The sequence below is a fragment of the Streptomyces sp. NPDC086777 genome (assembly GCF_040702065.1).
Lineage (GTDB): Bacteria > Actinomycetota > Actinomycetes > Streptomycetales > Streptomycetaceae > Streptomyces.
Map to the genome: position 1 here is coordinate 32,511 of NZ_JBFBJI010000039.1, position 23,329 is coordinate 55,839.

Genomic DNA, 23,329 nt, shown 5'->3' on the forward strand with positions numbered 1-23,329 from the left:
GCCGATCGGGGACAGACGTGTGCCGGGAGAACCTGCCGAGGGAGGAAGACATGGCACTGGTGACCGCGGCCGTCGTGGTGCTCGACTGCGCAGAACCCGAGAAACTCGCCGAGTTCTACCGGGAGTTCCTGGACGGTGAGGACGGCGAGGCCTCGGCCAACCTGGTCGAGATCCGGACCGCCGACGGCTTCCGGATCGCCTTCCGGCGCGACGTCAACGCGACCCCGCCGAGCTGGCCCCGGCCCGAGAACTCGCTCCAGGCCCATCTCGACTTCCTGGTCCGGGACCTCGACGAGGCCGAGCGCCGGGTGGTCGCCCTCGGCGGACGTCCGATCGAGACGAAGGACCCGGCCGGGCCGTACGAGGAACGCGGGTACGCCGACCCGGCCGGACACTCCTTCACCCTGCGCCTGGTGCCGCCCTCGGCGCCCAAGCAGGGCTGAGACCGCTCAGTCCCGGCCGCCCCCGCCCACCGTCGGCCACACCCCGGTGGAGCGCTCTATCGCCGTCGCGCCGGTACGGTCCACGGCGCTGCGCACCACCGCGAAGACCGCGCCCTGGACCGCCGCGGCCAGCAGCACCTCGCCCCAGCCGCGGTCCCGGTCCAGCGCGTCCGGCGCGTCGTCCTCGCCGCGCAGCGCCTTCCAGGTCCGGCGGAAGGCCAGCGCGCCCAGCGCCCCGCCGGCCCAGCTCAGCACGAGACCGAGGGGTGCGTACACGAGCGGGAGCTTCAGCTTCTTCCTGGTCCTGGCCATGCCTGCCTCCGTGTTCTCAGGGCCGTCCGGCGACCGCGACCTCCTCGGCCGCCCGCACCGGGCCGGGTGGCGTCCCGTCCCCGAAGGGCCGGCCGCCGAGCTCCTCGCGGTGATGGGGCGCAAGCCACCCGGCGAGATCCGGACCGAGGGGCACGACACGGGTCGGGTTGATCCCGGTGTGGACCTGGTAGTAGTGCCGCTTGATGTGGTCGAAGTCGACGGTGTCACCGAATCCCGGTGTCTGGTAGAGGTCCCTGGCGTACGCCCACAGCACCGGGCTCTCGGCGAGCTTGTAGCGGTTGCACTTGAAGTGGCCGTGGTAGACCGCGTCGAACCGCACCAGCGTGGTGAACAGCCGGATGTCGGCCTCCGTGATCGTGTCCCCGACCAGGTAGCGCTGCCCGGCCAGCCGCCCGGCGAGCAGCTCCAGCCGCCGGAACACCCCGGCGCACGCCTCCTCGTACGTCTTCTGCTCCGGCGCGAACCCGGCACGGTAGACCCCGTTGTTGACGTCCTCGTACACCTCCGCGATCACCGTGTCGATCTCGTCCCGGTGCCGTGCCGGGTACAGGTCCGGCGCGCCGTCCCGGTGCAGTGCCGTCCACTCGGTGGCCAGGTCCAGGGTGAGTTGCTGGTAGTCGTTGGTGACCAGCTTCCCGCTCGGCACGTCCACGACCGCGGGCACGCTCACCCCGCCGGGGTAGCCGGTCTCCCGGCGGTCGTACGCCTCGCCGAGGTACCGGATGCCGAGCACCGGGTCACGGTCGCCGGGATCGAGGGTGAAACGCCAGCTGCGGTCGTCCTGGATCGGGTCGGTGACGGCGAGCGACAGGGCGTCCTCCAGGCCGAGCAGCCGCCGGGAGATCACCGCCCGGCTCGCCCACGGGCAGGCCCGGCTGACCACCAGCCGGTAGCGTCCGGCCGCCACCGGCCAGCCGCCCCGTCCGTCCGCGGTGATGCGGTCCGCGAAGTGACTGGTGGACCGTTTGAATGCCTTGTGTCCCAGCGCGCTGTTGCCGTCGCCGCCGCTCATGCGTCCTCCTTGCCCGGGGGCCGCCCCATGGTCGACCGGCGGCCCTGAGGGAATGCGTTCCCCCATTTCCGCCTCTCGCACGGAGTGATCAGCACGCGTCGGGGCAGTCGGCGGTCGTGAGCAGTACACCGTCGCAGAACCGATCGGAACAGCCGTATGCCGACCGCCGGACCCGGGTCACCGTGTTCGTGGCGCTCGCCGCCAACCTGGTGATCGCGGTCGCCAAGGCCGTCGGCGGAGTCGTCGCCGGCTCGCCCGCGCTGTTGTCCGAGGCCGCGCACTCCGTCGCCGACAGCCTGAACGAGGTGTTCCTGCTGGCCGCGTTGCGCCGCAGCCGCCGCCCGCCCGACGCCCGGCACCCGTTCGGCTACGGCAAGGAGCGCTTCTTCTGGGCCCTGCTCGCGGCCGTCGGGATCTTCGTCATGGGCGGCTGCTTCTCCTTCTTCCAGGGGATCGAGGCACTGCGCAACGGCGCGGACGAACAGCTCGGCGGCTATGTGGCCGGCCTCGTCGTGCTGGGCGTCGCCCTGCTCGCCGAGGGCGCTTCCCTGCTCCGGGCGCTGTACCAGGCCCGCCGGGAGGCGCGGGGGCTGCGGGATCCGGCACTGCGCACGGTGATCGCCGAGGACGGCACGGCCGTGCTCGGCGTCTGCCTCGCGATCGTCGGCATGGTGCTGCACATGGTGACCGGGCAGGTGGCCTGGGAGGCGTCGGCCTCGCTGGCGATCGGTGCCCTGCTGGTGTTCGTCGCCTACCGGCTGGGCGCCGAGGCCCGCGACCAGCTGATCGGGGAGGCCGCGGATCCGGAGCTCAGCGCCAGGATCCGGGAGCAGTTGGAGACAGAGCCCGAGATCGACAGCGTGGAGGCGCTGTTCACGATGCAGATGGGTCTGGAGTCGACTTTGGTCGCGGCCCGGATCGACCTGGTGCCCGGTCTCGACAGCGAGGAGGTGGAGGAGGTCCTGGTGCGCATCAAGGGGGCCCTCACCGACACGTTCCACGAGACCGACCAGGTCTTCCTGGACGTGACCGACCGCTCCGCGCAGGAGGCACGAGAAAGCCCCGCCGCGACGGGGGAACGCGGCGGGGCCTGATATTCGGCTGCCCGGCCCGAAGCCGGTTCATGCCTCCCGGAAACAGATTTTTCTAAATTCCGCCGGTCCCCGGCCGGATTGAATTCCCGGAACCGCCAATTCCCCGTGCCGCGGTTCCGGCCGCTCCGGTTCCGGCCGCATCGGACACGACCGTTCCGGTTCCGGCCACCTCCGTTCCGGCTGTTTCGGTTCCGGCTACCGGGTTCCGGCTACTTGGGTTCCAGTACGAACACCGGGATCTCCCGGCTGGTCTTCTTCTGGTAGTCGGCGTACGGCGGATACGCCGCGACCGCCCGCTCCCACCACTCGGCCTTCTCCGCGCCGGTGACCTCGCGAGCGGTCATGTCCTGCTTGGCCGGCCCGTCCTGGAGCTCGACGACCGGGTGTGACTTGACGTTGAAGTACCAGACCGGGTGCTTGGGCGCGCCGCCCTGCGAGGCGACCACGGCGTACTTCCCGTCGTGCTCCACCCGCATCAGCGGCGTCTTGCGGATCTTCCCGCTCTTCACCCCCAGGGTGGTGAGCAGGATGACGGGCAGGCCGGTGTCCATCAGGGTCGTGCCCTCCTTTCCGCCCGAGCTCTCGTACAACTCGACCTGCTCGCGCACCCAGGCGGCCGGGCTGGGCTCGTACTCGCCCTCAAGAGGCATGAGGTCCGTCCCCTCGTCGGTTCCAAGACTGACGTCATGATTCAACACGCGAAGTGCCCCGGATCATCCGTACGACACCGCTCCCGTGACGCGATCTCGCCCACGCGCCGCGTGCGCCGGACGTCAGCCCGGTGACAGCACCATCCGGGCCGCCAGCCCCAGCATCACGCAGCTCGACAGCAGCGCCGTGACCAGGCGCCCCCGGTGCCCGGTCAGGCCGCGGCCGAGGAGCGCCCCGCCGCCGGCCAGCAGGAGCTGCCAGCTCGCGGACGCCGCGAAGGCCGCGAGGACGAAGGCCCCCTGCTCCAGCGGCCGCACCGCATCGGCGGAACGCGTGCCGACCACCAGCGCCGCGAAGTAGATCACCGTCGTGGGGTTGAGCAGCGTGATCCCGAGGAGGCCGAGATACGCCCGTCCGGGGCCGGGTACCGGCCGCTCGGACCGGGTCGCGAGCCGCCGCTCCCGGTACTGGCGCAGCGCGACTGCCGCACCACGCACGGCGAGCCCCACGAGCACCAGCGCCGACGCCAGCCGAAGCGGCCCGAGCACCGGCACCAGCGCCGCCGCCAGGGCGGCGCCGCCGACGGTCGCCAGCAGGGCGTACAGGCCGTCGGCGCTGGCCACCCCGAGCGCGGCGCAGGCGCCGGTCCGCAGTGACGTGCGAGCCGTGAGGGACACTAGATACGTGCCGACCGCGCCGACCGGGACGGCTATGCCGTACCCGGCGAGCAGGCCGGCGAGCAGCGCGGCCGTCACGCGCGTGCGGGCTCGGGCCTCCGGGGACGCCCCGGCTGCTGCTGGACCCGCACCCGACGGAAGGTCGTGGAGGTCAGCGGCGCAGTGGCGTCAGGAGAGTTCATGCGCAGATCCTGGGGCCCGCGCCGCCGCACCGGCAAGCGAATTTCGGCGCGGAATCGTCCCCCGACCGAACGCGGTTCGGCCAGATCATCCGATGCGGCGATCTGGCCGAACTTCCGGTCGCCACATAGGTGCCCCGAGCATCTAATGAAGATCGGCACGACGTACGAAACTCGTCTGCGAGGTCTTCCATGAAAGAACTGACGGACCTGACGGAACCCACCTCTCCCGCCGGCCGGGCCGACCCCGTGGCCTGGCCGCAGGACCGCACGTGCCCCTACCACCCGCCCACCGGCTACGACCCGCTGCGCGACGGCGCCCCGCTGTCCCGCGTCACCCTCTACGACGGCCGCACCGTCTGGGCGGTCACCGGCCACGGCGCGGCCCGGGCGCTGCTCTCCGACCCCCGGCTCTCCAGCGACCGCCGGCGGGAGGACTTCCCGATGCCGAACGCCCGGTTCGCGGCGGCCCGGGAGCGCCGCCAGGTCGCACTGCTCGGCCTCGACGACCCCGAGCACCAGATCCAGCGCCGGATGCTGATCCCCGACTTCACCCTCAAACGCGCGACCGGGATGCGGCCCGCCATCCAGCGGATCGTCGACGAGCTGCTCGACAGAATGATCGCCGCGGGACCGCCCGCCGACCTGGTCGGCTCCTTCGCGCTGCCCGTGCCGTCCATGGTCATCTGTGACCTGCTCGGTGTGCCCTACGCCGACCACGAGTTCTTCGAGGCGCAGTCCCGGCGGCTGCTGCGCGGTCCGGAGCCCGCCGACTCCCTGGACGCGCGCGACCGGCTGGAGGCCTATCTGGGCGACCTGGCCGACCGCAAGAGCCGGGACGAGGCGCCCGGCGACGGGGTCCTCGACGACCTCGTGCACGAGCGGCTGCGCGAGGGCGCCCTGGACCGCGCCGAGGTCGTCGCGCTGGCCCTCATCCTGCTGGTCGCCGGGCACGAGACCACCGCCAACATGATCTCGCTCGGTACCTTCACCCTGCTCCAGCAGCCCGAGCGGCTCGCCGAGCTGCGCGCCGACCCCGCGCTGGTGCCCGCCGCCGTCGAGGAACTGATGCGGATGCTGTCCATCGCCGACGGGCTGCTGCGCGTCGCCCTGGAGGACATCGAGACGGGCGGCACCACCATCCGCAAGGGCGACGGCGTGCTCTTCGCGACCTCGGTGATCAACCGCGACGAGTCCGTGTACGACGCCCCCGACACCCTCGACTGGCACCGCCCGGCCCGCCACCACGTGGCCTTCGGCTTCGGCATCCACCAGTGCCTGGGCCAGAACCTGGCCCGCACCGAGCTGGAGATCGCCCTGCGCACCCTGTGGGAGCGGCTCCCGGACCTCCGGCTGGCCGCGCCCCCGGAGGAAATTCCCTTCAAACCCGGCGACACGATCCAGGGGATGCTGGAACTCCCCGTGACCTGGTAAGAGGCTCCTGCCATGCACATCGAGATCGACACGGACGTCTGCATCGGCGCGGGGCAGTGCGCCCTGACCGCCCCGAACGTCTTCACCCAGGACGACGACGGCTTCAGCGCCCTGCTCCCCGGCAAGGAGGACGGGGGCGGCGACCCGCTGGTCAAGGAGGCGGCCCGGGCCTGCCCGGTGCACGCCATCACGGTCAAGGAACCGACGGGTTAGGGGGTGTCCGGCAGATCACGCCGCAGACGCGGTGTCCGGCCCGAGCACCGCCGTCCGGTGGCCGCCGAGCCGACCCGCGTCGACGCGGCTCCCTTCCCGGCCTTCCCGGCCTTCCCGGTCGGCCGGGAGGAAGCGGCCGCCGCCTTCCTGCCCGGGGCCCGCACCGCCCGGTCCCGGCCGGCCGCCGCGGACCGGCCTCACCCCGCGCGCAGCAGCACCCGGGCCGCCGCGCGGGCCTCCGCCGCGGGCTCCGTGCTCCCGGTGACGCCCGCGGTGACCATCGCCCCCTCGGCGAGCAGGAACAGCGGCCCGGTGAGCGCGGCGTCCAGCCCGGCGTCGGCCACCAACTGCGCCAGGTAGTCCCGGAACGCCCGCTTGTGGCCCCGCACCCGGGCCACCACCCGCGGGGAGGTGGCGCCGAGCTCGCCGTACGCATTGATCCAGGCGCACCCCCGGAAGTCCGCCTCCCCGAACCACCCCTCCAGCCAGTCGAAGACCGCGAGCAGCCGCTCCCGGGGGTCCTCGTGAGCCCGGACGTACTCGGCCAGCCGCTGCCGCCAGCGCACGTCGCGCCGCTCCAGATAGGCCGTCACGAGCTGCTCCTTCGCGGGAAAGAGCTGGTAGAGCCGTTTGAGGGAGACGCCGGAGGCGCCGCGTATGTCGTCCATGCCGACGGACTGCACCCCACGCCCGTAGAACAGCCGTTCGGCGGCGTCCAGCGCCTGCTCACGCGCGACCACGCTGTCCATGGGCTCCTCCTTGACGTGAGAACGTGCGTTCTCCTACGGTAGCAGCGACTCGGAGAACGCACGTTCTCCCTTCGACCAGGAGGAGATCATGGCCGACCGCCCGCCCCTGCCGCCCTTCACCCGGGAGACCGCCCTGCAGAAGGTCCAGGCCGCCGAGGACGCCTGGAACACCCGTGACCCCGAGCGGGTCGCGCTGGCCTACTCCGAGGACTCGCTCTGGCGCAACCGCGACACGTTCGTCACCGGCCGCGCCGCGATCGTCGAGTTCCTCACCGCGAAGTGGGCCCGCGAGCTCGACTACGCGCTCCGCAAGGACCTGTGGGCCTTCGACGGCGACCGCATCGCGGTCCGCTTCCAGTACGAGTGCCACGACGCGGACGGCCAGTGGTGGCGCTCGTACGGCAACGAGCTGTGGGAGTTCGACGGGCACGGACTCATGACCCGGCGCGAGGCCAGCATCAACGACGTGCCGATCGGTGAGCACGAGCGCCGGATCCACGGTCCGCGTCCGGAGTCCGAGCGGGGTCTGTCCTTCCCGCTGCGGTAGCCGCCCGCATAGGGTTCCCGGATGACCGACGAGCCCCGCAAGCCCTTCCTCTACCTGGTCGTCTGCGCCGCCGGCATCGCCGCGGGCGTCGGCAGGCTCATCGCCGCGGCCCAGGACCGCGGCTGGGAGGTCGGGATCATCGCCACACCCGTGGCGGTGAACGGCTTCTTCGACATCGCCGAGGCGGAGGCGCGCACCGGCCGACCGATCCGGTCGGCCTGGCGCCGCCCCTGCGACCCGCGCCCTTTCCCCGCGCCGGACGCCGTGGTCGTCGCCCCCGCCACCTTCAACACGGTCAACAAGTGGGCCGCCGGACTCGCCGACACCCTCGCCGTCGGCACCCTGTGCGAGGCCCTCGGACTCGACGTCCCGATCGCGGTCCTGCCCTGCGTCGCCGGCGCGCTCGCCGCACACCCCGCCTACCAGGAGAGCCTGACCCGGCTGCGCGCGCTCGGCGTCCGCTTCGGCGACCCCTACGCCGGCCAGGCCGCCGCGGACGGCGGCCGCCCCGAGTTCGCCTGGGAACGCGCGCTGGACCTGCTGGACCGGCCCTGACGGTGCCCCGCCGCGTCCGATAACCGCCGCCACGACAGGAGGCCGGCCGGCCGGCCGACGTACGCTCGCCTCTGTACGACGTGATCTCGACGGTGGGAGACAGCGATGGAGTACGTGAAGCTCGGCCGAACCGGCATGGACGTGTCCCGCATCTGCCTCGGCTGCATGACCTACGGCCTGCCCGACCGCGGCACCCACGAGTGGACCCTCGACGAGGCGGCGGCCCGCCCGCTGATCCGGCAGGCGCTCGATGCGGGCATCAACTTCTTCGACACCGCCAACGTCTACTCCGACGGCACCAGCGAGGAGATCGTCGGCAAGGCGCTGCGCGACTTCGCCCGGCGCGACGAGATCGTCCTCGCCACCAAGGTGCACGGCCGGATGCGCCCCGGCCCCAACGGCGGTGGCCTGTCCCGCAAGGCGATCCTCGCCGAGATCGACCACAGCCTCAGCCGCCTGGGCACCGACTACGTCGACCTGTACCAGATCCACCGCTACGATCACGCCACGCCCGTCGAGGAGACGATGGAGGCGCTGCACGACGTCGTCAAGGCCGGCAAGGCCCGCTACATCGGCGCGAGTTCGATGTACGCCTGGGAGTTCTCCAAGGCCCAGTACACGGCCGAGCGGCACGGCTGGACCAGGTTCGTCTCCATGCAGAACCACTACAACCTCCTCTACCGCGAGGAGGAACGCGAGATGCTGCCGCTCTGCGCCGACCAGGGCGTGGGCGTACTGCCGTGGAGCCCGCTGGCCCGGGGCCGTCTCACCCGGGACTGGGGCACGGTCACCGAGCGCAGCGCGAACGACAACTTCGGCAGCCGCCTCTACCAGGAGGGCGACCGCGCGATCGTCGAGGCGGTCACCCGCATCGCAGACGACCGGGGCGTCCCGCGCGCCCGGGTGGCCCTGTCCTGGCTCCTCCACCAGAACACGGTCACGGCCCCGATCATCGGCGCGTCGAAGCCGAACCACATCGAGGACGCGGTGGCGGCCGTCGAACTGGTCCTCAGCGACAAGGAGCTGGAGGAACTGCAGCAGCCCTACGGCCCCCATCCGATCTCCGGTCACTGAAGCGCCCCCTCAGGGGCGCCGACGGTCCCCCCGGCCGCTGGCCGGGGGGAGGAGACGCGCGATCAACCCTCACCCACCCCCACCCGCACCCGGATCACAACCGCTCGGTCCCGCACGGACCACCCCCTTCGCTCTCCAGCAGAGGTACAGGTTCCCCACCCATGGACAACGTCCGGTAGTACCCGCCGATCCGCTCGGCCGACCGCCCCACGTAATGCCCGATGAACGACCGCCGGAACCGCCCGGCGGAGCTGTTGGGCTGTGACCCGTGCACCAGGCTCCCGTTGAAGAACAGCACGTCCCCCGGCCCCATGTCGACCGGCACCGCCGTGAGCCCCTCCGGCGGTGCCACGTACTCCCGCGCGAACGACAGCTGCGCATCCGACTCCTCGGGGCAGAACAGGTCCATCCGGTGCGTCCCCGGCACCACCTCCAGGCCGCCGTTCTCCCGGTCGATCGCCTCACAGGCGACCCACGCGGCGACGCACGTCCCCGGCTCCACCCGCAGGTAGAAGTTGTCCTGATGCAGGGCCTGCCCCCGGGCCCCCGGCGGCTTGAAGTAGAACATGCTCTGCGCGGCCAGCACCTCCTCCCCGAACAGCGCCTCCAGGACCACCCGCAGCCGCGCGTCCAGCAGGAACCGCCGCGCGAGCGCACTGATCTCGTGCGGCTGCATCACCCGCGGATACCGCTGCAGCGGATCCCCCGCCGGCCGCGGCTCGAAGTGGCCCGGCACGGGCCGCCCCGCCGCGTGCAACGCCGCGAACTCCGCGCACAGCCGGTCGATCTCGTCGTACCCGAACAACCCCCGCACGACGGTGAACCCGTCCTCCTCGAACTGCCGCGAGACGGTGGTGTCGATGCCCGTGGCTGTCATGCCCGCCCTCCTCGGTCCGGTGCCCTGGACCTGTCACGCTAGGGCGACGCCACCGCGGAGAGGATGCCCATGAGCGCTGCGGAGCTGCCCGGCACTGCTGTCCCCGCCCCGCCGCCGGGCATGGTCGTCACCGGCCGCTACGACGAGGGACCCGGGTACCGGATCAACCGCCCCGAGGGGGCGAGCAGTTGGCTGCTCACCTGGACGACGGCCGGCAGCGGCCTGCTCGGGCAGGGTGCCGTGGAGACCGTCGCCCGCGCCGGCGACCTCGTCGTGCTCGCCCCGGGCGTCCCGCACAGCTACGCCGTCGAGCCCGGCGCGCGCCGCTGGCGGTTCTGGTGGACGCACTGCCAGGTCCGCCCCCACTGGGTGCCGTGGCTGGCTCCCCGCGCCCTCGGCGACGGCGTGTACGCCGTCGGCGCACCGGACGGCACCCACGCCCGGATCGAGGCGGCCTTCCAGCGCGTGCTCGCCGACTCCCGCTGGACCGGCAGCGGCGCGCCGCCCGCTCCGGCGGCCGGTGACGACCCCGTCGCCGTCGCGCACGGCAGCGCGGCCCGCGAACTCGCCCTGTGTGCGCTGGAGGAGGTCGTTCTGCTCGCGACCGCCGGCGCGCAGCCGGCGGTGCCCGGACGGGACGCCGGGGACGAACGGGTGCGCCGCGCCGAGGAACTGATCGCCGCCGACCCGGGCGCCCCGCACACCGTCCGCTCGCTCGCCGCGCGTGTCGCGCTGTCGCCGTCCCGTTTCGCCCACCTCTTCACCGCCCGGACCGGCGTGCCGCCGATGCGCGCGCTGCGTGAGGCGCGGCTGCGACACGCCGTCCGGCTGCTGGAGGGCAGCGACCTGACCGTCGAGCGGGTCGCCGCCGCGTCCGGATTTCCCAGCCCGTTCCACTTCAACCGGGTTTTCCGAGAAAGATACGGTGTCCCGCCCGGCGCCTACCGCTCCGGCGAACGTCCGTAATGCGCCCGGTTATTGGTTCCGGACCGCCGGTCACCCGGCGGCTCGTGCAGGTCGGGGCGTGGTTCAATGGTTCGTGTCGATACCGGGGCGGTCGGCTCTGAATCCCCGCCCAAATGGTGATGTCGATACGGCGACAAAGTGCCCACCCTGTCATTGACAAAGCGTCAAATTGGCGTAGTGCCCGGGCAATGCGCAAAACCCAGGGATCTCTTGTTCTGCCGTGCTGGCCTGTGCAAAGGTGTGGCGTGTCGGCATGCGGACAATTATTTTCGACCGCCGCGTGCGCGAGGCCGCTCCCCGCGTGCCGAACCCCCCAACAAGCCCATCCGGCCTTGGCGTCGGCGGGGCCGCATACCGGCCGCATACCAGACGGTATGGGCTGAATCCCGCGTTGCGTCTGGAAGGAATGCAGCCGTGAATGACGCAGGCCTGGGGAATTCCCCTACCCCCGCCCGGCCGTTCGGCGTCACCGACGAGCAGCTCAGCGCCGAGCTCAAGCAGTGGACGGGTACGGCACCCGCCCTGCATCCCGTCGGTGAACTCCTCGACCGGCACTGGGAAGCGGCCTTCGCCTACGCCCGTCTGTGCGCCGACGGGACGCGCGGCGCGGGAATGCTCACCACCGCCGCATTCACCCGGCTCTTCGGCGAATCCCTCCGCCAGGCCGGGCCGACCGCCGCCTGGCGCCCCCAGCTCCTTGTCACCGTCCGGCGCATCGCCGCCGAATGGGACCACGACGGCCGCGGCGAACTGCTCCACCCGCAGTTGCGCGCCGGCAAGGGCGAGCGGGCCGCCTCCCGGCTGCTCCCGCCCGCGAACCGGCGGCTGCTCTCCCGCGCGTTCCAGCGGCTCACCCCGTCGTCGCGGACCGTGCTGTGGCACACCGAGGTCGAGTCGGAGCCCCTGGCCGCCCCCGCGGCACTGCTGGGCCTGGACGAGCAGGACGCGCACGTCGAACTGCGCCGGGCCCGCGAGCGGATGCGCGAGGAGTGCCTCCAGGTGCACCGCGAACTCGCCCACGAGGACGAGTGCCAGCGCTACGTCCGGATGATCGACGTGACCTTCCGGCGCGGCGGGATCGACGTCGACCGCGACCTCCAGCAGCACCTGAACGGCTGCAAGCACTGCCGGTACACCGCCGACCAGCTCCACCAGTTCAACGGCGGCCTCGGTATCGCCCTCGCCGAAGCCGTGCTCGGCTGGGGCGCCCGCGCCTACCTGGAGTCCCGCGCGGCACGACCGGCCGAACAGCCCGCCGAACCCCCGGCCGCACCCGCCGCCGGGTTCGCGGGCGGCGAGGCCTTCGCACCGCCCACCGCCCCGGGCAAGGACCTGCTCGTGCACCCGGCCGCCTCCCGCCGCGCCAAGCAGCGCGCCGCCCGCCGGGTCCGCCGCCGCAACCTCGCCGTGGCCGTGGGCACCGTGAGCGGCCTGGTCGTGCTGCCGCTGGTGCTGTGGTCGGTGCTCGGCTCCGGCGACGACGCCACCTCGGCCACCGCCAAGCCGTCCGCCACGCCGGCCGGCTCCGCCACCTCCGGACCGTCCTGGGTCGGCACCAGCCGCACCACCCAGGGCACCCTGCGCGGCCGGCTGCACAACATCGCCTCCGGCCTGTGCATCGGCGTGGTCGGCAAGAAGGCCGTCAAGGGTGCCGAGACCGAACTCGCCGAGTGCTCCTCGGTCGCCGGCCAGCAGTGGACGTACGACGGTGACGGACTGCTGCGCAACGCGGCCGCCCCCGGTCTGTGCCTCGACTCGCACCTCGGCTACTCCGTCCGGCTCGCCCCGTGCACCGCCGCGGACGGGACCAAGGCGAAGAGCGTCCACTACGACTTCACCCTCCAGGGGGCGCTGGTGCCCCGCTGGGACCAGGACCTGGCGCTCGCCCCGGCCGCCACCGACGGCGGTGGCGCCCTGGTGGTCAAGAACCGGACGAACGCCAATGCCCAGCGGTGGGTGATGGACACGTCCCAGCCCGACCTGCAGATGCAGATCGTCAACTGGGACGCCGACACCACCCCGACGCCGACCCGGGCCCCGGCCGCGTCCGCGTCCGCCACGCCGACCACCAAGGCCGTGAAGCCCGCGACGCCGACGCCGACCCCGTCGGCGTCCAGGACGGCCGCGCAGCCGACACCGTCGAGCAGCACCGGCTACGACCCGTGCGTCGAGTACCCGGGCTACTGCTACGGCTCCGGGAGCGGCCAGTACGGCGGCTGGGGCGGCGGCGGTTACGGCGGTGGCTACGGCGGCGGTGGCGGGGGCCGCTACGGGCACTGAGCCCGGGCGGGGTCAGGGGTGCGGCGGCGCGGGCGGCATCGTCCTCAGGTCCGGCGCGCCCTCCGGCCACACCAGCAGCACCGGGCACGGCGCGTGGTCGACCACGAACCGCGCCGCCCTGCCCAGGCTGTGCGGCCCGAGCCGGGACCGGTCGCCGTCCCGGGCCAGGACCAGCAGACCGGCGTCCTCGGCGGCGGCCACCACCTCCCGCTCGACCCGGCCGACCCGCTCCAGCCGGGTGCACGGCCGCCCCAGCCGGGCCTCGGCCGCGGCCAGCAACTCCGCCGCCGACGTGTCGCCGAACTCCACCAGCCGCCCCTCCGGGTCCGGTTCCGAGCCGGCCCGGCCCAGCAGCCCCGCGAAGGCGCCGTGCGCGAGCCCGGCCACCCCGGGCTCGGCCACGTGCAGCAGCACCACCTCGGACGCGTCCGGCGCATAGCCGCGCGCCGCCTCCACACAGGCGGGCCAGGTGCCCTCGACCAGCCAGACGATCACCCGCATGTCCATCGCCTCCGAGCTAGCTGCCGACTGGATTCCCGACTACGCCGGACCCGTTCACACTCCGACCACCTGGAGCGCCCCCCACAGTGCCACCACCGCCGCGCACAGCGCGGTCGGCACGGCGAGCAGGCCCAGGCGGGTGAACTCGCCGAGGTCCACGCCGTGGTCGTGCTGGTGCACGATCCTGCGCCACAGCAGGGTCGCGAGCGAACCGGCGTAGGTGAGGTTCGGGCCGATGTTCACCCCGAGCAACACCGCCAGCACCGCGCCCGGACCGGCCGGGGCGGCCAGCGGCAGCAGCACCAGCACCGCCGGCAGGTTGTTGACGATGTTCGCGAGCACGGCCGCCAGCGCCGCGACGCCGAGCAGCGCCGGCAGCCCGGTCCCGCCCGGCAGCACATGGCCGAGCGCGTCCGCGAGCCCGTTGTCGACGACCGCCCGCACCACGATCCCGAGCGCCAGCACGAACGCCAGGAAGGCGGGCGCGGCCGCCTTCACCACCGTCAGCGGCGTCGCCCGCCGCCGCAGCAGCGCCCGCCCGGCCAGCACCAGCGCACCCGCGCACGCCGCCCAGGCCGGGTCGACGCCGACCGCCGAGGTGAGCACGAACCCCGCGAGCGTGCAGGCCACCGTCGCCAGCGCGAACACCGGCAGCCGGGGCGGCTCGCCGGAGTCCCCGGAGCCGGGGGCCGCCGAGGACAGGTCGCGGGCGAAGAACCGCCGGAACACCAGGTACTCGGCGCCGATCGCCACCAGCCAGGGCAGCACCATCAGCGCCGCGAACCGGGTGAAGCTCAGCCCGCTCGCCGCGAACGCCAGCAGGTTCGTCAGATTGGACACCGGCAGCAGCAGCGAGGCCGTGTTCGACAGGTGCGTACAGGCGTAGACGTGCGGTTTCGCCCGCACCCCGGACCGGGCCGCGGTCGCGAACACCACCGGCGTCAGCAGCACCACCGTCGCGTCCAGGCTCAGTACGGCGGTGATCACCGAGGCCAGTGCGAAGACGGCGGTCAGCAGCCGCACCGGCCGCCCGCCCGACCAGCGCGCCATCCACGCCCCGCAGGCCTGGAACAGGCCCTCCACGTCGCAGAAGTGGGCCAGCACCAGGACCGCGGCGAGGAACCCGACGACCGGCCCCAGCTGCTCGGCCTCCGCCCGCGCGTGGTCGAGGGAGATCGCCCCGGTGGCGACGACGACGCCCGCCGCCGGCACGGCGAGCACCGCCTCCGGCCAGCCGCGCGGCCGGATCACGGCCCAGGCCAGCACGGCGGCGAGCAGGAGGACGGACAGGGTCTCGGCGAGCGGGGTGTTCAGGGCGCGTCCCTCGGAGGCGTGATCAAGTACGGCCTTCCCATGAAAGCAGATGAAGGCGGACCGGCCCCGGCTACGCGGAAGGAGTACCCGCTGCGCCCAGGAACTCGCCCCAGCCGCCCGTCGGCTCCTGGCCCGGGTTCAGCGTGCGCAGCGTTCGCAGCACCGCCGGGTCCTGCGCCTCCAGCCACGCGACCAGCTGCTTGAAGGACACGAAGCGCACGTCGTCGTACTGGGCCATCCGGCCGATCGCCTCCTCGACGGCGTCCATGTAGATGCCGCCGTTCCAGCGCTCGAAGTGGTTGCCGATGAAGAACGGCGCCCGGTTGGTGGTGTAGGCCCGTTCGAAGCCTGCCACGTAGCTGTCACGGGCCTGGGCGCGCCAGGCGTCGTACTGCGCCTTGTCGCCCAGCGGGTTTCCGGCGGACTGGTTGTACATCATGTTGTAGTCCATCGACAGGACCTGGAAGGAGTGACCGGGGAACGGTATGGACTGCAGGGGGAAGTCCCAGATGCGGTTGCCCTGTACCTTGCCCGGCCAGATCTGCAGGCCGCCGGGGGAGGAGGCGTCGTACTTCCAGCCGAGCGCGGCCGCGGTGGGCAGCAGGTTGGCCTGGCCCTCCAGGCACGGGGTGCGGCCGCCCGCCAGCTCCTTGCGGTAGTCGAAGGGCAGCGGCTCCAGGTCGGTGAATCCGGTGTTCGTCTTCCACTTGGTGACGAAGTCCACGGCCTGGTCGATCTCGCTGCGCCACTCGGCGGGGGACCAGTTGCGCACGCCGTCGGAGCCGCAGAAGTGCCCGTTGAAGTGGGTGCCGATCTCGTGGCCCTCCAGCCAGGCGGCGCGCACCTGCTGGAGCGTGTTGTGGATGTGCCCGTCGGAGAGGTAGCCGATCGCGGAGGCGCCGACCGGATGCTGCGGGGGACGGTAGAGGTCCTTCTTGGACTCGGGCAGGGTGTAGATGCCGGAGAGGAAGAACGTCATCTTCGCGCCGTGGTCCGCGGCCACCTTGCGGAAGCGGGAGAACAGCTTGTTGCTGAGCTCGCCCGCGCCGTCCCAGGAGAACACCACGAACTGCGGAGGCTTGCTGCCGGGTGCCATCCGGGCCGGCTTCGGCTGGTGCGGCTGCGCGCCGGTGTCGGCGGTGGAACCGTCGCCTATGAGCTTCAGCGGCTCGGCCGTCGCGCCGCTCTTGGCGCCGCCGTCCCTGACGCCGTCGGCCGAACCGCTGCCGCCCGGTGTCCAGCTGCCGTTCGAGCATGCGGAGAGTGCGCCCAGGGCCCCCGCCGTCGCGCCCGCCGTCAGCACCCGCCTGCGAGAGATGCCGCTCATGTCCGTCCCCGATTCCGTCGTCCCGGCCCCTCGCGGAGCCCCGTTGCCATGTGGTCGACGGGTTCGATGGGCGGTCGGACGGAAAAGATCGGAGCCGGCCGTGCGTGTTGCACGCCTGTGACAGTTGTGGCCCGGACATGACGAACCCCGCTGCCCGGGGGAGTGGGCAGCGGGGTCCGGTCAGGGGGTGGTCAGGCGCCGCTGCCGGCGCTGAAGACGCCCAGGCGCACCGACGAGGCGTTCCCGGAGACCGGGACCACGCCGTTCTTCCAGGTGACCTTCAGCGAGTCCTTCTCGTCCGGCGGGGTGACCAGGAGCGCGGCCGGCGTCGCCGTCCCGGCGCCGCTGATCTCCGGGTTGGAGAAGGTCAGCCCCGCCCAGGCGCTCTGGCCCGGCTTGAGGGTGACCGTCGACGCGGTGGCGCCGGACACGCGCTGCGGGTCCGGGCCGAGCTGGGTGCCGGAAGCGTTCACGAAGGCGGCGCCCGGGAAGCCACGCACCGTGCAGGTGCGGCCCGACTTGTTGGTGAGCACGATCGGGAAGTTCTCCTGGCCGGCCCCCGGGTTGTTGCCGCCCACCGAGGCCGACAGCTCGGAGGTGTGGCAGCGTGTCCCGGCGGCGCTGCCCGTCGTGGTGCCGCCGGTCGACGAACCGCCGGTCGCCGCGCCGCCGCCCGTCGACGAGCCGCTGCTCTGCGAGCCCGACGAGGATCCGCTGCCGGACGGGACGGCGGAGGTGCCCGAACTGTCCGTGCTCGACGCGTTGCCGGTCGCGGGCGCGGCCGTGCCCGACACCGACTCCGGGGACGTGCCCTGACCGCCGTTGCCGCACGCGGTCAGCAGGCCCAGGGCGGCGACCGTGCTCGCGAGCAGGGCCGCCCCGCGCCGCAAGGACTGGGACGTGTGCGCCATGTGTCTCACCACTCCTGGATGTGTCGTGGCACGCCCGCGAGGCGTGCCCGAGGCGCTCCGTGCGCCGTCACTCCCATCCGATGCGAGAAACGGCGGAAAAGTTCGGGGGCACGCCGGGATTCCTCGACTCAGGTGACCCGAAGGGACCGCAGTATGCCGTCCGTGACGGTCCTGTCGGCGGCGCCCTTCTGCCGCACCTGCACGTACACCTGCGGCCGGCTGTCCCCGCCGGCCGGGCGCAGGGCCGCCTCCTGGATGGAGCCGCCCGCGCCGGAACAGCCGCTCCAGCTGCGGACGCTGCCCTTCCAGTCGGTGCCGGTGAAGGCGCGGCTGCCGTCGTAGTGGCAGCCGGAGTGGGAGAGGGCGTCCACCTTGGCGGTGACGTCCCCGTGCTCGCTCAGGCCGATGAAGACGCCGTTCACCGCGCTCGTCAGGTCCTGCCACTCGGACACGTCGTCGGCGACCTCCAGGCCGGGCTGGTGCCCGGAGGCCAGTCCCAGGGCCTGCGGGTTCCAGCCGGAGTTCCGCAGCTCGCCCGCCCACCCGGACGGCACCTCGGCCACCACCCGCCCGGTCGAGTCGGCGACCCGCGTCCCGTCCCCCGCCGAACCGTTCCCGTCGAGCATCGTGACCGCGAGGGCCGTGCCCCCGGCCGCGAGGACCGCGGCGACGGTCAGCGTGACCGCGTTGAGCCGTCTGCGGACCCCGTCCAGGCGCCGGGGGCGGCGCGCCCTGCGGCCCGCCGCGGCCGCCGCCAGCCGGTCCAGCTCGTCCGCGAAGGCCTGCGCGGACGGCCAGCGTCGCTGCCGGTCCGGCTCCAGGGCCCGCAGTAGCGCCCGCTGCACGTCCTCGCCGAGGTCGGGCCGCAGCCGCTCCGGCCGGATCACCCGTCCGGGCGCCGCCGGTACCGTCCCGGTGACCAGCTCGTAGCCGACCGCGCCGAGCGCGTAGACGTCGGCGCGGGCGTCGATGCCCTCGCCGGGCTCGGCCTGCTCCGGCGGCTGGTACCCCGCCGAACCGGCGGCGAGGGTCAGCCCCGACGCCTGCGCCAGGCTCTTCGCCAGCCCCAGGTCGGCCAGCAGCACCCGCCGGGTGCCGTCCTGGGCGGTGCGCAGCAGCACGTTGGTCGGCTTGATGTCCCGGTGCACGATCCCGGCCCCGTGCAGGTCCGCCGCGCCGCGCGCCGCCAGCGCGGTCAGCCGCAGCGCGTCGGGGATCGGGAGCGGGCCGCCGCCGAGCAGGTCGGCGAGGGTGCCCGCGTCGGCGTACTCCATCACGAAGTACGGCCGCCCGTCCGGGAGTTCGCCGATGTCATAGACCTGCACCACGCGCTTGGAGTCGGCCCGCCGCAGCAGCCGCGCCTCGGAGAGGAAGCGGTCGTGGATGTCGAGCCGATGGGACCAGTTGTCGGCGAGCACCTTCACCGCGACCGGGGCGTCCAGCTGATCGTCGTGGGCGAGCCAGACCGTCCCGAAGGCACCGGTGCCCAGCCGCTGTTCGAGGCGATAGCGGCCGATCCGCTCCAGGGGTTGCATACGACTATCATGCCTGTCCTGAGATCGACTTCGAGGGGGACCTCCCGTGCCGGACGCCACGCTGACCGAAGACCTCGCCCGGCGGGCCGCCGCGGGCGACCAGGTGGCTCTGAACCAGCTGCTGTCCGAGGTCTGGCCGGACGTCGTACGCCGCTGCGGGCGGTTCCTGCCGTGCCGGGAGGACGCCGAGGAGGCGGCCCAGGACGTGCTGCTGCAGATCTCCCGGAAGATCACCACCTTCGAGGGCCGCAGCCGCTTCAGCACCTGGCTGTACACGGTCGTCGCCAACTGCTCCCGGCAGAAGTACCGGGACCTCAAGCGGCGGGCGGCGGAGCAGCCGGCGGCCATCGAACCCACCGCGCACGTCGACCCCCGCACGACGAGTGTGATCGCCGGGTCCCGGATCGATCTGCTGGAGGCGCTGGACCGGCTGGAGCGCGAGCATCCGCAGCTGGTCGCACCGCTCGTCTACCGGGACATCTGCCAGCTGGACTACGCCGAGGTCGCCGAGCGGGTGGGGATCCCGCTGGGCACCCTGAAGTCCCGGCTGCACGAGGCCCGCAAGCAGGTCCGGCCCTGGCTGAGCGCGCCGTGACAGCAGAAAGGGCCGCTCGACGGCGGCCCGCGGTGGGAGACACAGGGCGAGGTGTTCTTCTCCTCGCCCTTCTTAACGTATAGCGCACCGGGGGGCTTGCGGCAAGGCCCCCCTCGTCCCGCAGAATCGCAGGCCGAAGCCAGGAACCGCGGTATTTGGGGGATGCGCGACATGCGTGTGCTGTTGATGGGATATGGGTCGCGCGGCGACGTCGAACCGCTGGCGGGACTCGCGGTGGCGCTGCGCGAGCTCGGCGCCGAGGCGCGGGTGTGCGCACCGCCGGACGAGGAGTTCGTGGAGCTGCTGGCGCGTGCGGGCGTGCCGCACGTGCCGTTCGGGCCGTCGGTGCGCGCGCTGGTGACCCGGCCGAACCCGGCCCCGGAGGACGCGTTCAAACTCGCGCCCGAGCTGGTGGCCGCGCACTTCGACACGGTCGCCCCGGCGGCCGAGGACTGCGACGCGCTGGTCGCCGGCGGCCTGATGCCGGCCGGCGCGCGGTCGGTCGCCGAGAAGCTGGGCATCCGCTACGTGCTGACCTGCTTCCACACCGCGGGACTGCCGTCCTCGCGCTTTCCGCCGGCGGGCCGCCCGGGCCGCCCGGCCCCCGCCGACGCCGATCTGCCGACGCTGTGGAAGGTGGACGCCGAGCGGGTGAACGCCCTGTACGGCGAGGCGCTCAACACCCACCGGGCCGCGCTCGGCCTGCCCCCGGTGGACAACGTCCGCGACCACGTCCTCACCGGCCGGCCGTGGCTGGCGGCCGACCCGGGGTTCGCACCCTGGCAGGAGATGACGGACCTCGACCTCGTGCAGACCGGCGCCTGGCTGCTGCCGGACACCCGCCCGCTGCCCGCCGACCTGCTCGCGTTCCTGGCGGCCGGCGCACCGCCGGTGTACGTCGGCTTCGGCAGCATGGCCCTGCGCGGCGCGCCGGACGCCGCCCGGGTCGCCGTCGAGGCGGTACGCGCCCAGGGACGGCGCGTGCTCATCGGCCGCGGCTGGGCGGACCTCGCCCCGGACGACGGCGCCGACTGCCTCGCCGTCGGCGAGGTCAACCACCAGGCGCTGTTCCGCCGGGTCGCCGCCGTCGTCCACCACGGTGGCGCGGGCACCACGACGACGGCCGCCGTGGCGGGGGTGCCCCAGGTGGTCGTCCCCCAGATCGTGGACCAGCCGCACTGGGCCGCCCGGGTGGCCGCGCTCGGCATCGGCGCGGCCCACGACGGCCCGGTACCGACCGTCGGCTCGCTCTCGGCCGCGCTCGCGACCGCTCTCACCCCCGGCACCCGAGCCCGCGCGGCCGCCGTGGCCGGCACGATGCGCACCGACGGAGCGACCGTGGCCGCGCGGCTGCTCCTCGACGGCGCCTGAGCCGCCCCACCCGGCCACCGCTGGCGCTGCCCGACGGCGTGGGCCTCCCGCTCGGGCTCGGCCGGCCACGACGGCCCGTGGCCCGCCCGCCACCCACCGCGACCCGCGACCGGCCCCGGACGGCGGTCGCCGCCCCCGCCCCACCCGGCCACCGCTGGCGCTGCCCGACGGCGTGGGCCTCCCGCTCGGGCTCGGCCGGCCACTACGGCCCGTCGCCCGCCCGCCACCCACCGCGACCCGCGACCGGCCCCGGACGGCGGTCGCCGCCCCCGACTCCGCCCCCCCGTGTCCACCTGTTCGTCCCGCCCCCCCCCGTGTCCACCTGTTCGTCCCGCGTCCTTGCGGACGCCCTGCCGTGCGTGCCCGTGGCCGCACGGCCACCCCACGGAGCTGATTTTTTGAACCCCCTGACCACCAGCCCCTTCGACCTGCCCGAACGGCTCTCCGCCAAGGCCGACCCGGCCCTGATCGCCGACGACGAGCGGCACCTGGCCGCCGTCGCCGAGTGCCTCGCCCGGACGATCGCCGAACTCTCCGACCGCCTCGACGCCGAGCTCAGGGCGCCCGGCGGCACCGGCCGGGCCGCGATGGACCGGGACACCGAGGTCCACCGGCTCACCGCACGCCTGCGCACCCTGCGCCGCTTCGGCCTGGACCTCTGCCTGGGGCGCGTCGTCCCCGCCGACGACCCCGAGCCCGTGTACATCGGCCGCCTCGGCCTCACCGACGGCACGGGGCGACGGCTGCTGATCGACTGGCGCTCGCCCGCCGCCGAGCCGTTCTTCGCCGCGACCCACGCCGACCCGGCGGGGCTGCGCAGCAGGCGCCGGTACCGCTGGACGGACGGCCGGATCAGCGACTACTGGGACGAGGTGTTCACCGCCGACGGGCTCGTCGGGCACGCCGCGCTCGACGACCAGTCCGCGTTCATCGCCGGCCTGGGCGCCGACCGCTCGGAGCGGATGCGGGACGTGCTCGCCACCATCCAGGCCGACCAGGACGCGATCATCCGCGCCGGGTCCCGCGGCGCCCTCGTCGTCGACGGCGGCCCGGGCACCGGCAAGACGGTCGTCGCCCTGCACCGCACCGCCCACCTCCTGTACTCCGACCCGCGGCTCGGCCACCGCCGGGGCGGGGTGCTGTTCGTCGGCCCGCACCGGCCCTACCTGAACTACGTCTCCGACGTCCTGCCGAGCCTCGGCGAGGAGGGCGTGCAGACCTGCGTCCTGCGGGACCTCGTCGACGAGGGGGCGGCCGCCGTGGTCGAGACCGACCCGGAGGCGGCCCGGCTGAAGTCGTCCGCGGACATGGTGCGGGCGGTCGAGACCGCCGTCCGCTTCTACGAGGAGCCCCCGGACCGGGGGACGACGGTCGCCACCGACTGGGGCGACCTCCGGCTGACCGCCGACGACTGGGCCGACGCGTTCCGGGCACCGGCTCCCGGCACCCCGCACAACGAGGCACGCGAGCAGATCTGGGAGGAGCTGACCGCCATCCTGCTGGAGAAGTACCGCGGCGACGACGTGGCGCCGGAGGAGTTCCGCAGGTCGCTGCAGCGGGACCGGGACCTGGTGGACACCCTCGACCGCGCCTGGCCGCTGCTGGAGCCGACCGACCTGGTCGGGGACCTCTGGTCGGTGCCCGCCTACCTGCGGCTGTGCGCTCCCTGGCTCGGCCCGGACGACGTACGCAGGCTCCAGCGCGCCGACGCCCAGGCCTGGACGGTGTCCGACCTGCCGCTCCTGGACGCGGCCCGGCAGCGGCTCGGCGACCCGGAGACCTCGCGGCGCAGGCGCCGGCAGGAGGCCGTGCTCGCCGCCCAGCGCGAGCGCATGACCCAGGTCGTCGACAACCTGATCGGGGCCGTCCGGGACTCCGGCGCCGACGGCGACGACGGCGAGGGCCTGGTGATCATGCTCCGTGGCGAGGACGCCAAGGTCAGCCTGGTCGACGAGTCGGAGCTGGCCGTCCGCGCGCCGGACCTGCTGGCCGGCCCGTTCGCCCACATCGTCGTCGACGAGGCCCAGGAGCTCACCGACGCGGAGTGGCAGATGCTGCTGCTGCGCTGCCCGTCCCGGAGCTTCACCATCGTCGGGGACCGCGCCCAGGCACGGCACGGGTTCACGGAGACCTGGCGGGAGCGCCTGGCGCGGGTCGGGTTCGACCGGATCGAGCTCGCCTCGCTCAGCATCAACTACCGGACCCCGGAGGAGGTCATGGCGGAGGCCGAACCGGTCATCCGGGCCGTGCTCCCGGACGCCAACGTGCCGACCTCGATCCGCGGCGGCGGCCTGCCCGTGGTCCACGGATCCGTCTCCGAGCGGGACGAGATCCTGGGCACCTGGCTCGCCACCCACGCCGGGGGCGTCGCCTGCGTGATCGGCGACCCCGGGTTCACACCGACGCCCAGGGTCGGTTCGCTCACCCCGGAGCTTTCGAAGGGACTCGAATTCGACCTCGTCGTCCTCGTCGACCCGGAGAAGTTCGGCACGGGCGTGACAGGCGGTGTCGACCGCTACGTCGCGATGACGCGGGCGACCCGGCAGCTGGTGGTCCTTACCGGCGACTAGGCGCTCCGCCGGAGGTGCCGCGGCACGGTGTCCGCCGGCTGGCGGCGCCGTCGTGGCCGGTCGCGCAGTTCCTCCCCCGGCCGAAGGCAGGGGGCGCCCCCAGCGCCCCGAGGGGCGCCGG

23 protein-coding genes are annotated in these 23,329 nt (G+C 73.5%); 12 read left to right on the forward strand and 11 right to left on the reverse strand.

Annotation, left to right across the window (positions count from 1 at the left end):
- Positions 1–50: 50 nt before the first annotated feature.
- Positions 51–443, forward strand: coding sequence for a VOC family protein (locus AB0472_RS37065; RefSeq protein WP_366363298.1), 393 nt, complete (start codon positions 51–53; stop codon positions 441–443).
- A 6-nt stretch (positions 444–449) separates the two neighbouring features.
- Here the strand turns inward: AB0472_RS37065 and AB0472_RS37070 are convergent, their stop codons facing one another.
- On the reverse strand, positions 450–755 hold the full coding sequence (locus AB0472_RS37070) for a DUF4235 domain-containing protein (RefSeq protein ID WP_366363300.1): 306 nt from the start codon (positions 753–755) through the stop codon (positions 450–452).
- A 16-nt stretch (positions 756–771) separates the two neighbouring features.
- A complete protein-coding gene (locus AB0472_RS37075; RefSeq protein ID WP_366363302.1) occupies positions 772–1,788 on the reverse strand; it encodes a glutathione S-transferase C-terminal domain-containing protein in 1,017 nt (338 codons plus the stop codon).
- Positions 1,789–1,904: 116 nt separating this feature from the next.
- Between AB0472_RS37075 and AB0472_RS37080 the strand changes: the two genes are divergently transcribed.
- Entirely contained in the window at positions 1,905–2,882 is a 978-nt protein-coding gene (locus AB0472_RS37080; protein WP_366363304.1) for a cation diffusion facilitator family transporter, read from the forward strand.
- Between the two features lie 209 nt (positions 2,883–3,091).
- Here the strand turns inward: AB0472_RS37080 and AB0472_RS37085 are convergent, their stop codons facing one another.
- The gene (locus AB0472_RS37085) at positions 3,092–3,532 is read right to left on the reverse strand and encodes a nitroreductase family deazaflavin-dependent oxidoreductase (RefSeq protein WP_366363306.1); all 441 of its coding nucleotides are present in this window, start codon (positions 3,530–3,532) and stop codon (positions 3,092–3,094) included.
- A gap of 123 nt (positions 3,533–3,655) precedes the next feature.
- The gene (locus AB0472_RS37090; RefSeq protein WP_366363308.1) at positions 3,656–4,288 is read right to left on the reverse strand and encodes a LysE family transporter; all 633 of its coding nucleotides are present in this window, start codon (positions 4,286–4,288) and stop codon (positions 3,656–3,658) included.
- Between the two features lie 293 nt (positions 4,289–4,581).
- Here AB0472_RS37090 and AB0472_RS37095 point away from each other — a divergent pair, with 293 nt between their 5' ends.
- Both AB0472_RS37095 and AB0472_RS37100 read left to right on the forward strand, forming a co-directional pair.
- Positions 4,582–5,823, forward strand: a complete 1,242-nt coding sequence (locus AB0472_RS37095; protein WP_366363310.1) for a cytochrome P450 — start codon at positions 4,582–4,584, stop codon at positions 5,821–5,823.
- Positions 5,824–5,835: 12 nt separating this feature from the next.
- The gene (locus tag AB0472_RS37100) at positions 5,836–6,036 is read left to right on the forward strand and encodes a ferredoxin (protein ID WP_133022756.1); all 201 of its coding nucleotides are present in this window, start codon (positions 5,836–5,838) and stop codon (positions 6,034–6,036) included.
- Between the two features lie 197 nt (positions 6,037–6,233).
- Here AB0472_RS37100 and AB0472_RS37105 read toward each other — a convergent pair whose 3' ends face one another.
- Positions 6,234–6,785: a TetR/AcrR family transcriptional regulator gene (locus AB0472_RS37105; protein ID WP_366363311.1), complete on the reverse strand. Its 552-nt coding sequence runs from the start codon at positions 6,783–6,785 to the stop codon at positions 6,234–6,236.
- Positions 6,786–6,873: 88 nt separating this feature from the next.
- On the opposite strand from AB0472_RS37105, the gene AB0472_RS37110 reads away from it, so the two are divergent.
- The 3 genes from AB0472_RS37110 (at position 6,874) to AB0472_RS37120 (ending at position 8,961) form a co-directional block, all read left to right on the forward strand.
- Positions 6,874–7,332, forward strand: a complete 459-nt coding sequence (locus tag AB0472_RS37110; RefSeq protein WP_366363313.1) for a nuclear transport factor 2 family protein — start codon at positions 6,874–6,876, stop codon at positions 7,330–7,332.
- A 21-nt stretch (positions 7,333–7,353) separates the two neighbouring features.
- Complete coding sequence (locus AB0472_RS37115) at positions 7,354–7,887, forward strand: flavoprotein (RefSeq protein ID WP_366363315.1); 534 nt, start codon at positions 7,354–7,356, stop codon at positions 7,885–7,887.
- A 105-nt stretch (positions 7,888–7,992) separates the two neighbouring features.
- Positions 7,993–8,961, forward strand: a complete 969-nt coding sequence (locus tag AB0472_RS37120) for an aldo/keto reductase (RefSeq protein ID WP_366363317.1) — start codon at positions 7,993–7,995, stop codon at positions 8,959–8,961.
- A gap of 94 nt (positions 8,962–9,055) precedes the next feature.
- Here the strand turns inward: AB0472_RS37120 and AB0472_RS37125 are convergent, their stop codons facing one another.
- Positions 9,056–9,838, reverse strand: a complete 783-nt coding sequence (locus AB0472_RS37125) for a phytanoyl-CoA dioxygenase family protein (protein WP_366363319.1) — start codon at positions 9,836–9,838, stop codon at positions 9,056–9,058.
- A gap of 69 nt (positions 9,839–9,907) precedes the next feature.
- Between AB0472_RS37125 and AB0472_RS37130 the strand changes: the two genes are divergently transcribed.
- Entirely contained in the window at positions 9,908–10,804 is an 897-nt protein-coding gene (locus AB0472_RS37130; protein WP_366363321.1) for a helix-turn-helix domain-containing protein, read from the forward strand.
- A gap of 414 nt (positions 10,805–11,218) precedes the next feature.
- Entirely contained in the window at positions 11,219–13,084 is a 1,866-nt protein-coding gene (locus AB0472_RS37135; RefSeq protein WP_366363323.1) for an RICIN domain-containing protein, read from the forward strand.
- Between the two features lie 12 nt (positions 13,085–13,096).
- Here AB0472_RS37135 and AB0472_RS37140 read toward each other — a convergent pair whose 3' ends face one another.
- The 5 genes from AB0472_RS37140 to AB0472_RS37160 all read right to left on the reverse strand — a co-directional run bounded on the left by AB0472_RS37140 (position 13,097) and on the right by AB0472_RS37160 (position 18,672).
- The gene (locus tag AB0472_RS37140; RefSeq protein ID WP_366363324.1) at positions 13,097–13,585 is read right to left on the reverse strand and encodes a universal stress protein; all 489 of its coding nucleotides are present in this window, start codon (positions 13,583–13,585) and stop codon (positions 13,097–13,099) included.
- Positions 13,586–13,639: 54 nt separating this feature from the next.
- On the reverse strand, positions 13,640–14,899 hold the full coding sequence (locus tag AB0472_RS37145; RefSeq protein ID WP_366363380.1) for an SLC13 family permease: 1,260 nt from the start codon (positions 14,897–14,899) through the stop codon (positions 13,640–13,642).
- A 70-nt stretch (positions 14,900–14,969) separates the two neighbouring features.
- On the reverse strand, positions 14,970–16,226 hold the full coding sequence (locus tag AB0472_RS37150) for a hypothetical protein (RefSeq protein ID WP_366363326.1): 1,257 nt from the start codon (positions 16,224–16,226) through the stop codon (positions 14,970–14,972).
- A gap of 191 nt (positions 16,227–16,417) precedes the next feature.
- Positions 16,418–17,137, reverse strand: coding sequence for a DUF4232 domain-containing protein (locus AB0472_RS37155; protein WP_366363328.1), 720 nt, complete (start codon positions 17,135–17,137; stop codon positions 16,418–16,420).
- Positions 17,138–17,265: 128 nt separating this feature from the next.
- Complete coding sequence (locus AB0472_RS37160; protein WP_366363330.1) at positions 17,266–18,672, reverse strand: serine/threonine-protein kinase; 1,407 nt, start codon at positions 18,670–18,672, stop codon at positions 17,266–17,268.
- A 46-nt stretch (positions 18,673–18,718) separates the two neighbouring features.
- Between AB0472_RS37160 and AB0472_RS37165 the strand changes: the two genes are divergently transcribed.
- From AB0472_RS37165 to helR, 3 genes are all read left to right on the forward strand, one after another.
- On the forward strand, positions 18,719–19,267 hold the full coding sequence (locus tag AB0472_RS37165) for a sigma-70 family RNA polymerase sigma factor (RefSeq protein ID WP_366363332.1): 549 nt from the start codon (positions 18,719–18,721) through the stop codon (positions 19,265–19,267).
- Positions 19,268–19,438: 171 nt separating this feature from the next.
- Positions 19,439–20,638, forward strand: coding sequence for a glycosyltransferase (locus AB0472_RS37170; RefSeq protein ID WP_366363334.1), 1,200 nt, complete (start codon positions 19,439–19,441; stop codon positions 20,636–20,638).
- A 398-nt stretch (positions 20,639–21,036) separates the two neighbouring features.
- The gene (helR, locus tag AB0472_RS37175; protein ID WP_366363336.1) at positions 21,037–23,208 is read left to right on the forward strand and encodes an RNA polymerase recycling motor ATPase HelR; all 2,172 of its coding nucleotides are present in this window, start codon (positions 21,037–21,039) and stop codon (positions 23,206–23,208) included.
- Positions 23,209–23,329: the final 121 nt, after the last annotated feature.

Bases quoted from the DNA above. Each gene is read 5' to 3' on its own strand.
- AB0472_RS37065 (WP_366363298.1), top strand. From the start codon at position 51: ATGGCACTGGTGACCGCGGCCGTCGTGGTGCTCGACTGCGCAGAACCC.
- AB0472_RS37070 (WP_366363300.1), bottom strand. From the start codon at position 755: ATGGCCAGGACCAGGAAGAAGCTGAAGCTCCCGCTCGTGTACGCACCC.
- AB0472_RS37075 (WP_366363302.1), bottom strand. From the start codon at position 1,788: ATGAGCGGCGGCGACGGCAACAGCGCGCTGGGACACAAGGCATTCAAA.
- AB0472_RS37085 (WP_366363306.1), bottom strand. From the start codon at position 3,532: ATGCCTCTTGAGGGCGAGTACGAGCCCAGCCCGGCCGCCTGGGTGCGC.
- AB0472_RS37095 (WP_366363310.1), top strand. From the start codon at position 4,582: ATGAAAGAACTGACGGACCTGACGGAACCCACCTCTCCCGCCGGCCGG.
- AB0472_RS37100 (WP_133022756.1), top strand. From the start codon at position 5,836: ATGCACATCGAGATCGACACGGACGTCTGCATCGGCGCGGGGCAGTGC.
- AB0472_RS37105 (WP_366363311.1), bottom strand. From the start codon at position 6,785: ATGGACAGCGTGGTCGCGCGTGAGCAGGCGCTGGACGCCGCCGAACGG.
- AB0472_RS37110 (WP_366363313.1), top strand. From the start codon at position 6,874: ATGGCCGACCGCCCGCCCCTGCCGCCCTTCACCCGGGAGACCGCCCTG.
- AB0472_RS37115 (WP_366363315.1), top strand. From the start codon at position 7,354: ATGACCGACGAGCCCCGCAAGCCCTTCCTCTACCTGGTCGTCTGCGCC.
- AB0472_RS37120 (WP_366363317.1), top strand. From the start codon at position 7,993: ATGGAGTACGTGAAGCTCGGCCGAACCGGCATGGACGTGTCCCGCATC.
- AB0472_RS37125 (WP_366363319.1), bottom strand. From the start codon at position 9,838: ATGACAGCCACGGGCATCGACACCACCGTCTCGCGGCAGTTCGAGGAG.
- AB0472_RS37130 (WP_366363321.1), top strand. From the start codon at position 9,908: ATGAGCGCTGCGGAGCTGCCCGGCACTGCTGTCCCCGCCCCGCCGCCG.
- AB0472_RS37140 (WP_366363324.1), bottom strand. From the start codon at position 13,585: ATGCGGGTGATCGTCTGGCTGGTCGAGGGCACCTGGCCCGCCTGTGTG.
- AB0472_RS37150 (WP_366363326.1), bottom strand. From the start codon at position 16,226: ATGAGCGGCATCTCTCGCAGGCGGGTGCTGACGGCGGGCGCGACGGCG.
- AB0472_RS37155 (WP_366363328.1), bottom strand. From the start codon at position 17,137: ATGGCGCACACGTCCCAGTCCTTGCGGCGCGGGGCGGCCCTGCTCGCG.
- AB0472_RS37160 (WP_366363330.1), bottom strand. From the start codon at position 18,672: ATGCAACCCCTGGAGCGGATCGGCCGCTATCGCCTCGAACAGCGGCTG.
- AB0472_RS37170 (WP_366363334.1), top strand. From the start codon at position 19,439: ATGCGTGTGCTGTTGATGGGATATGGGTCGCGCGGCGACGTCGAACCG.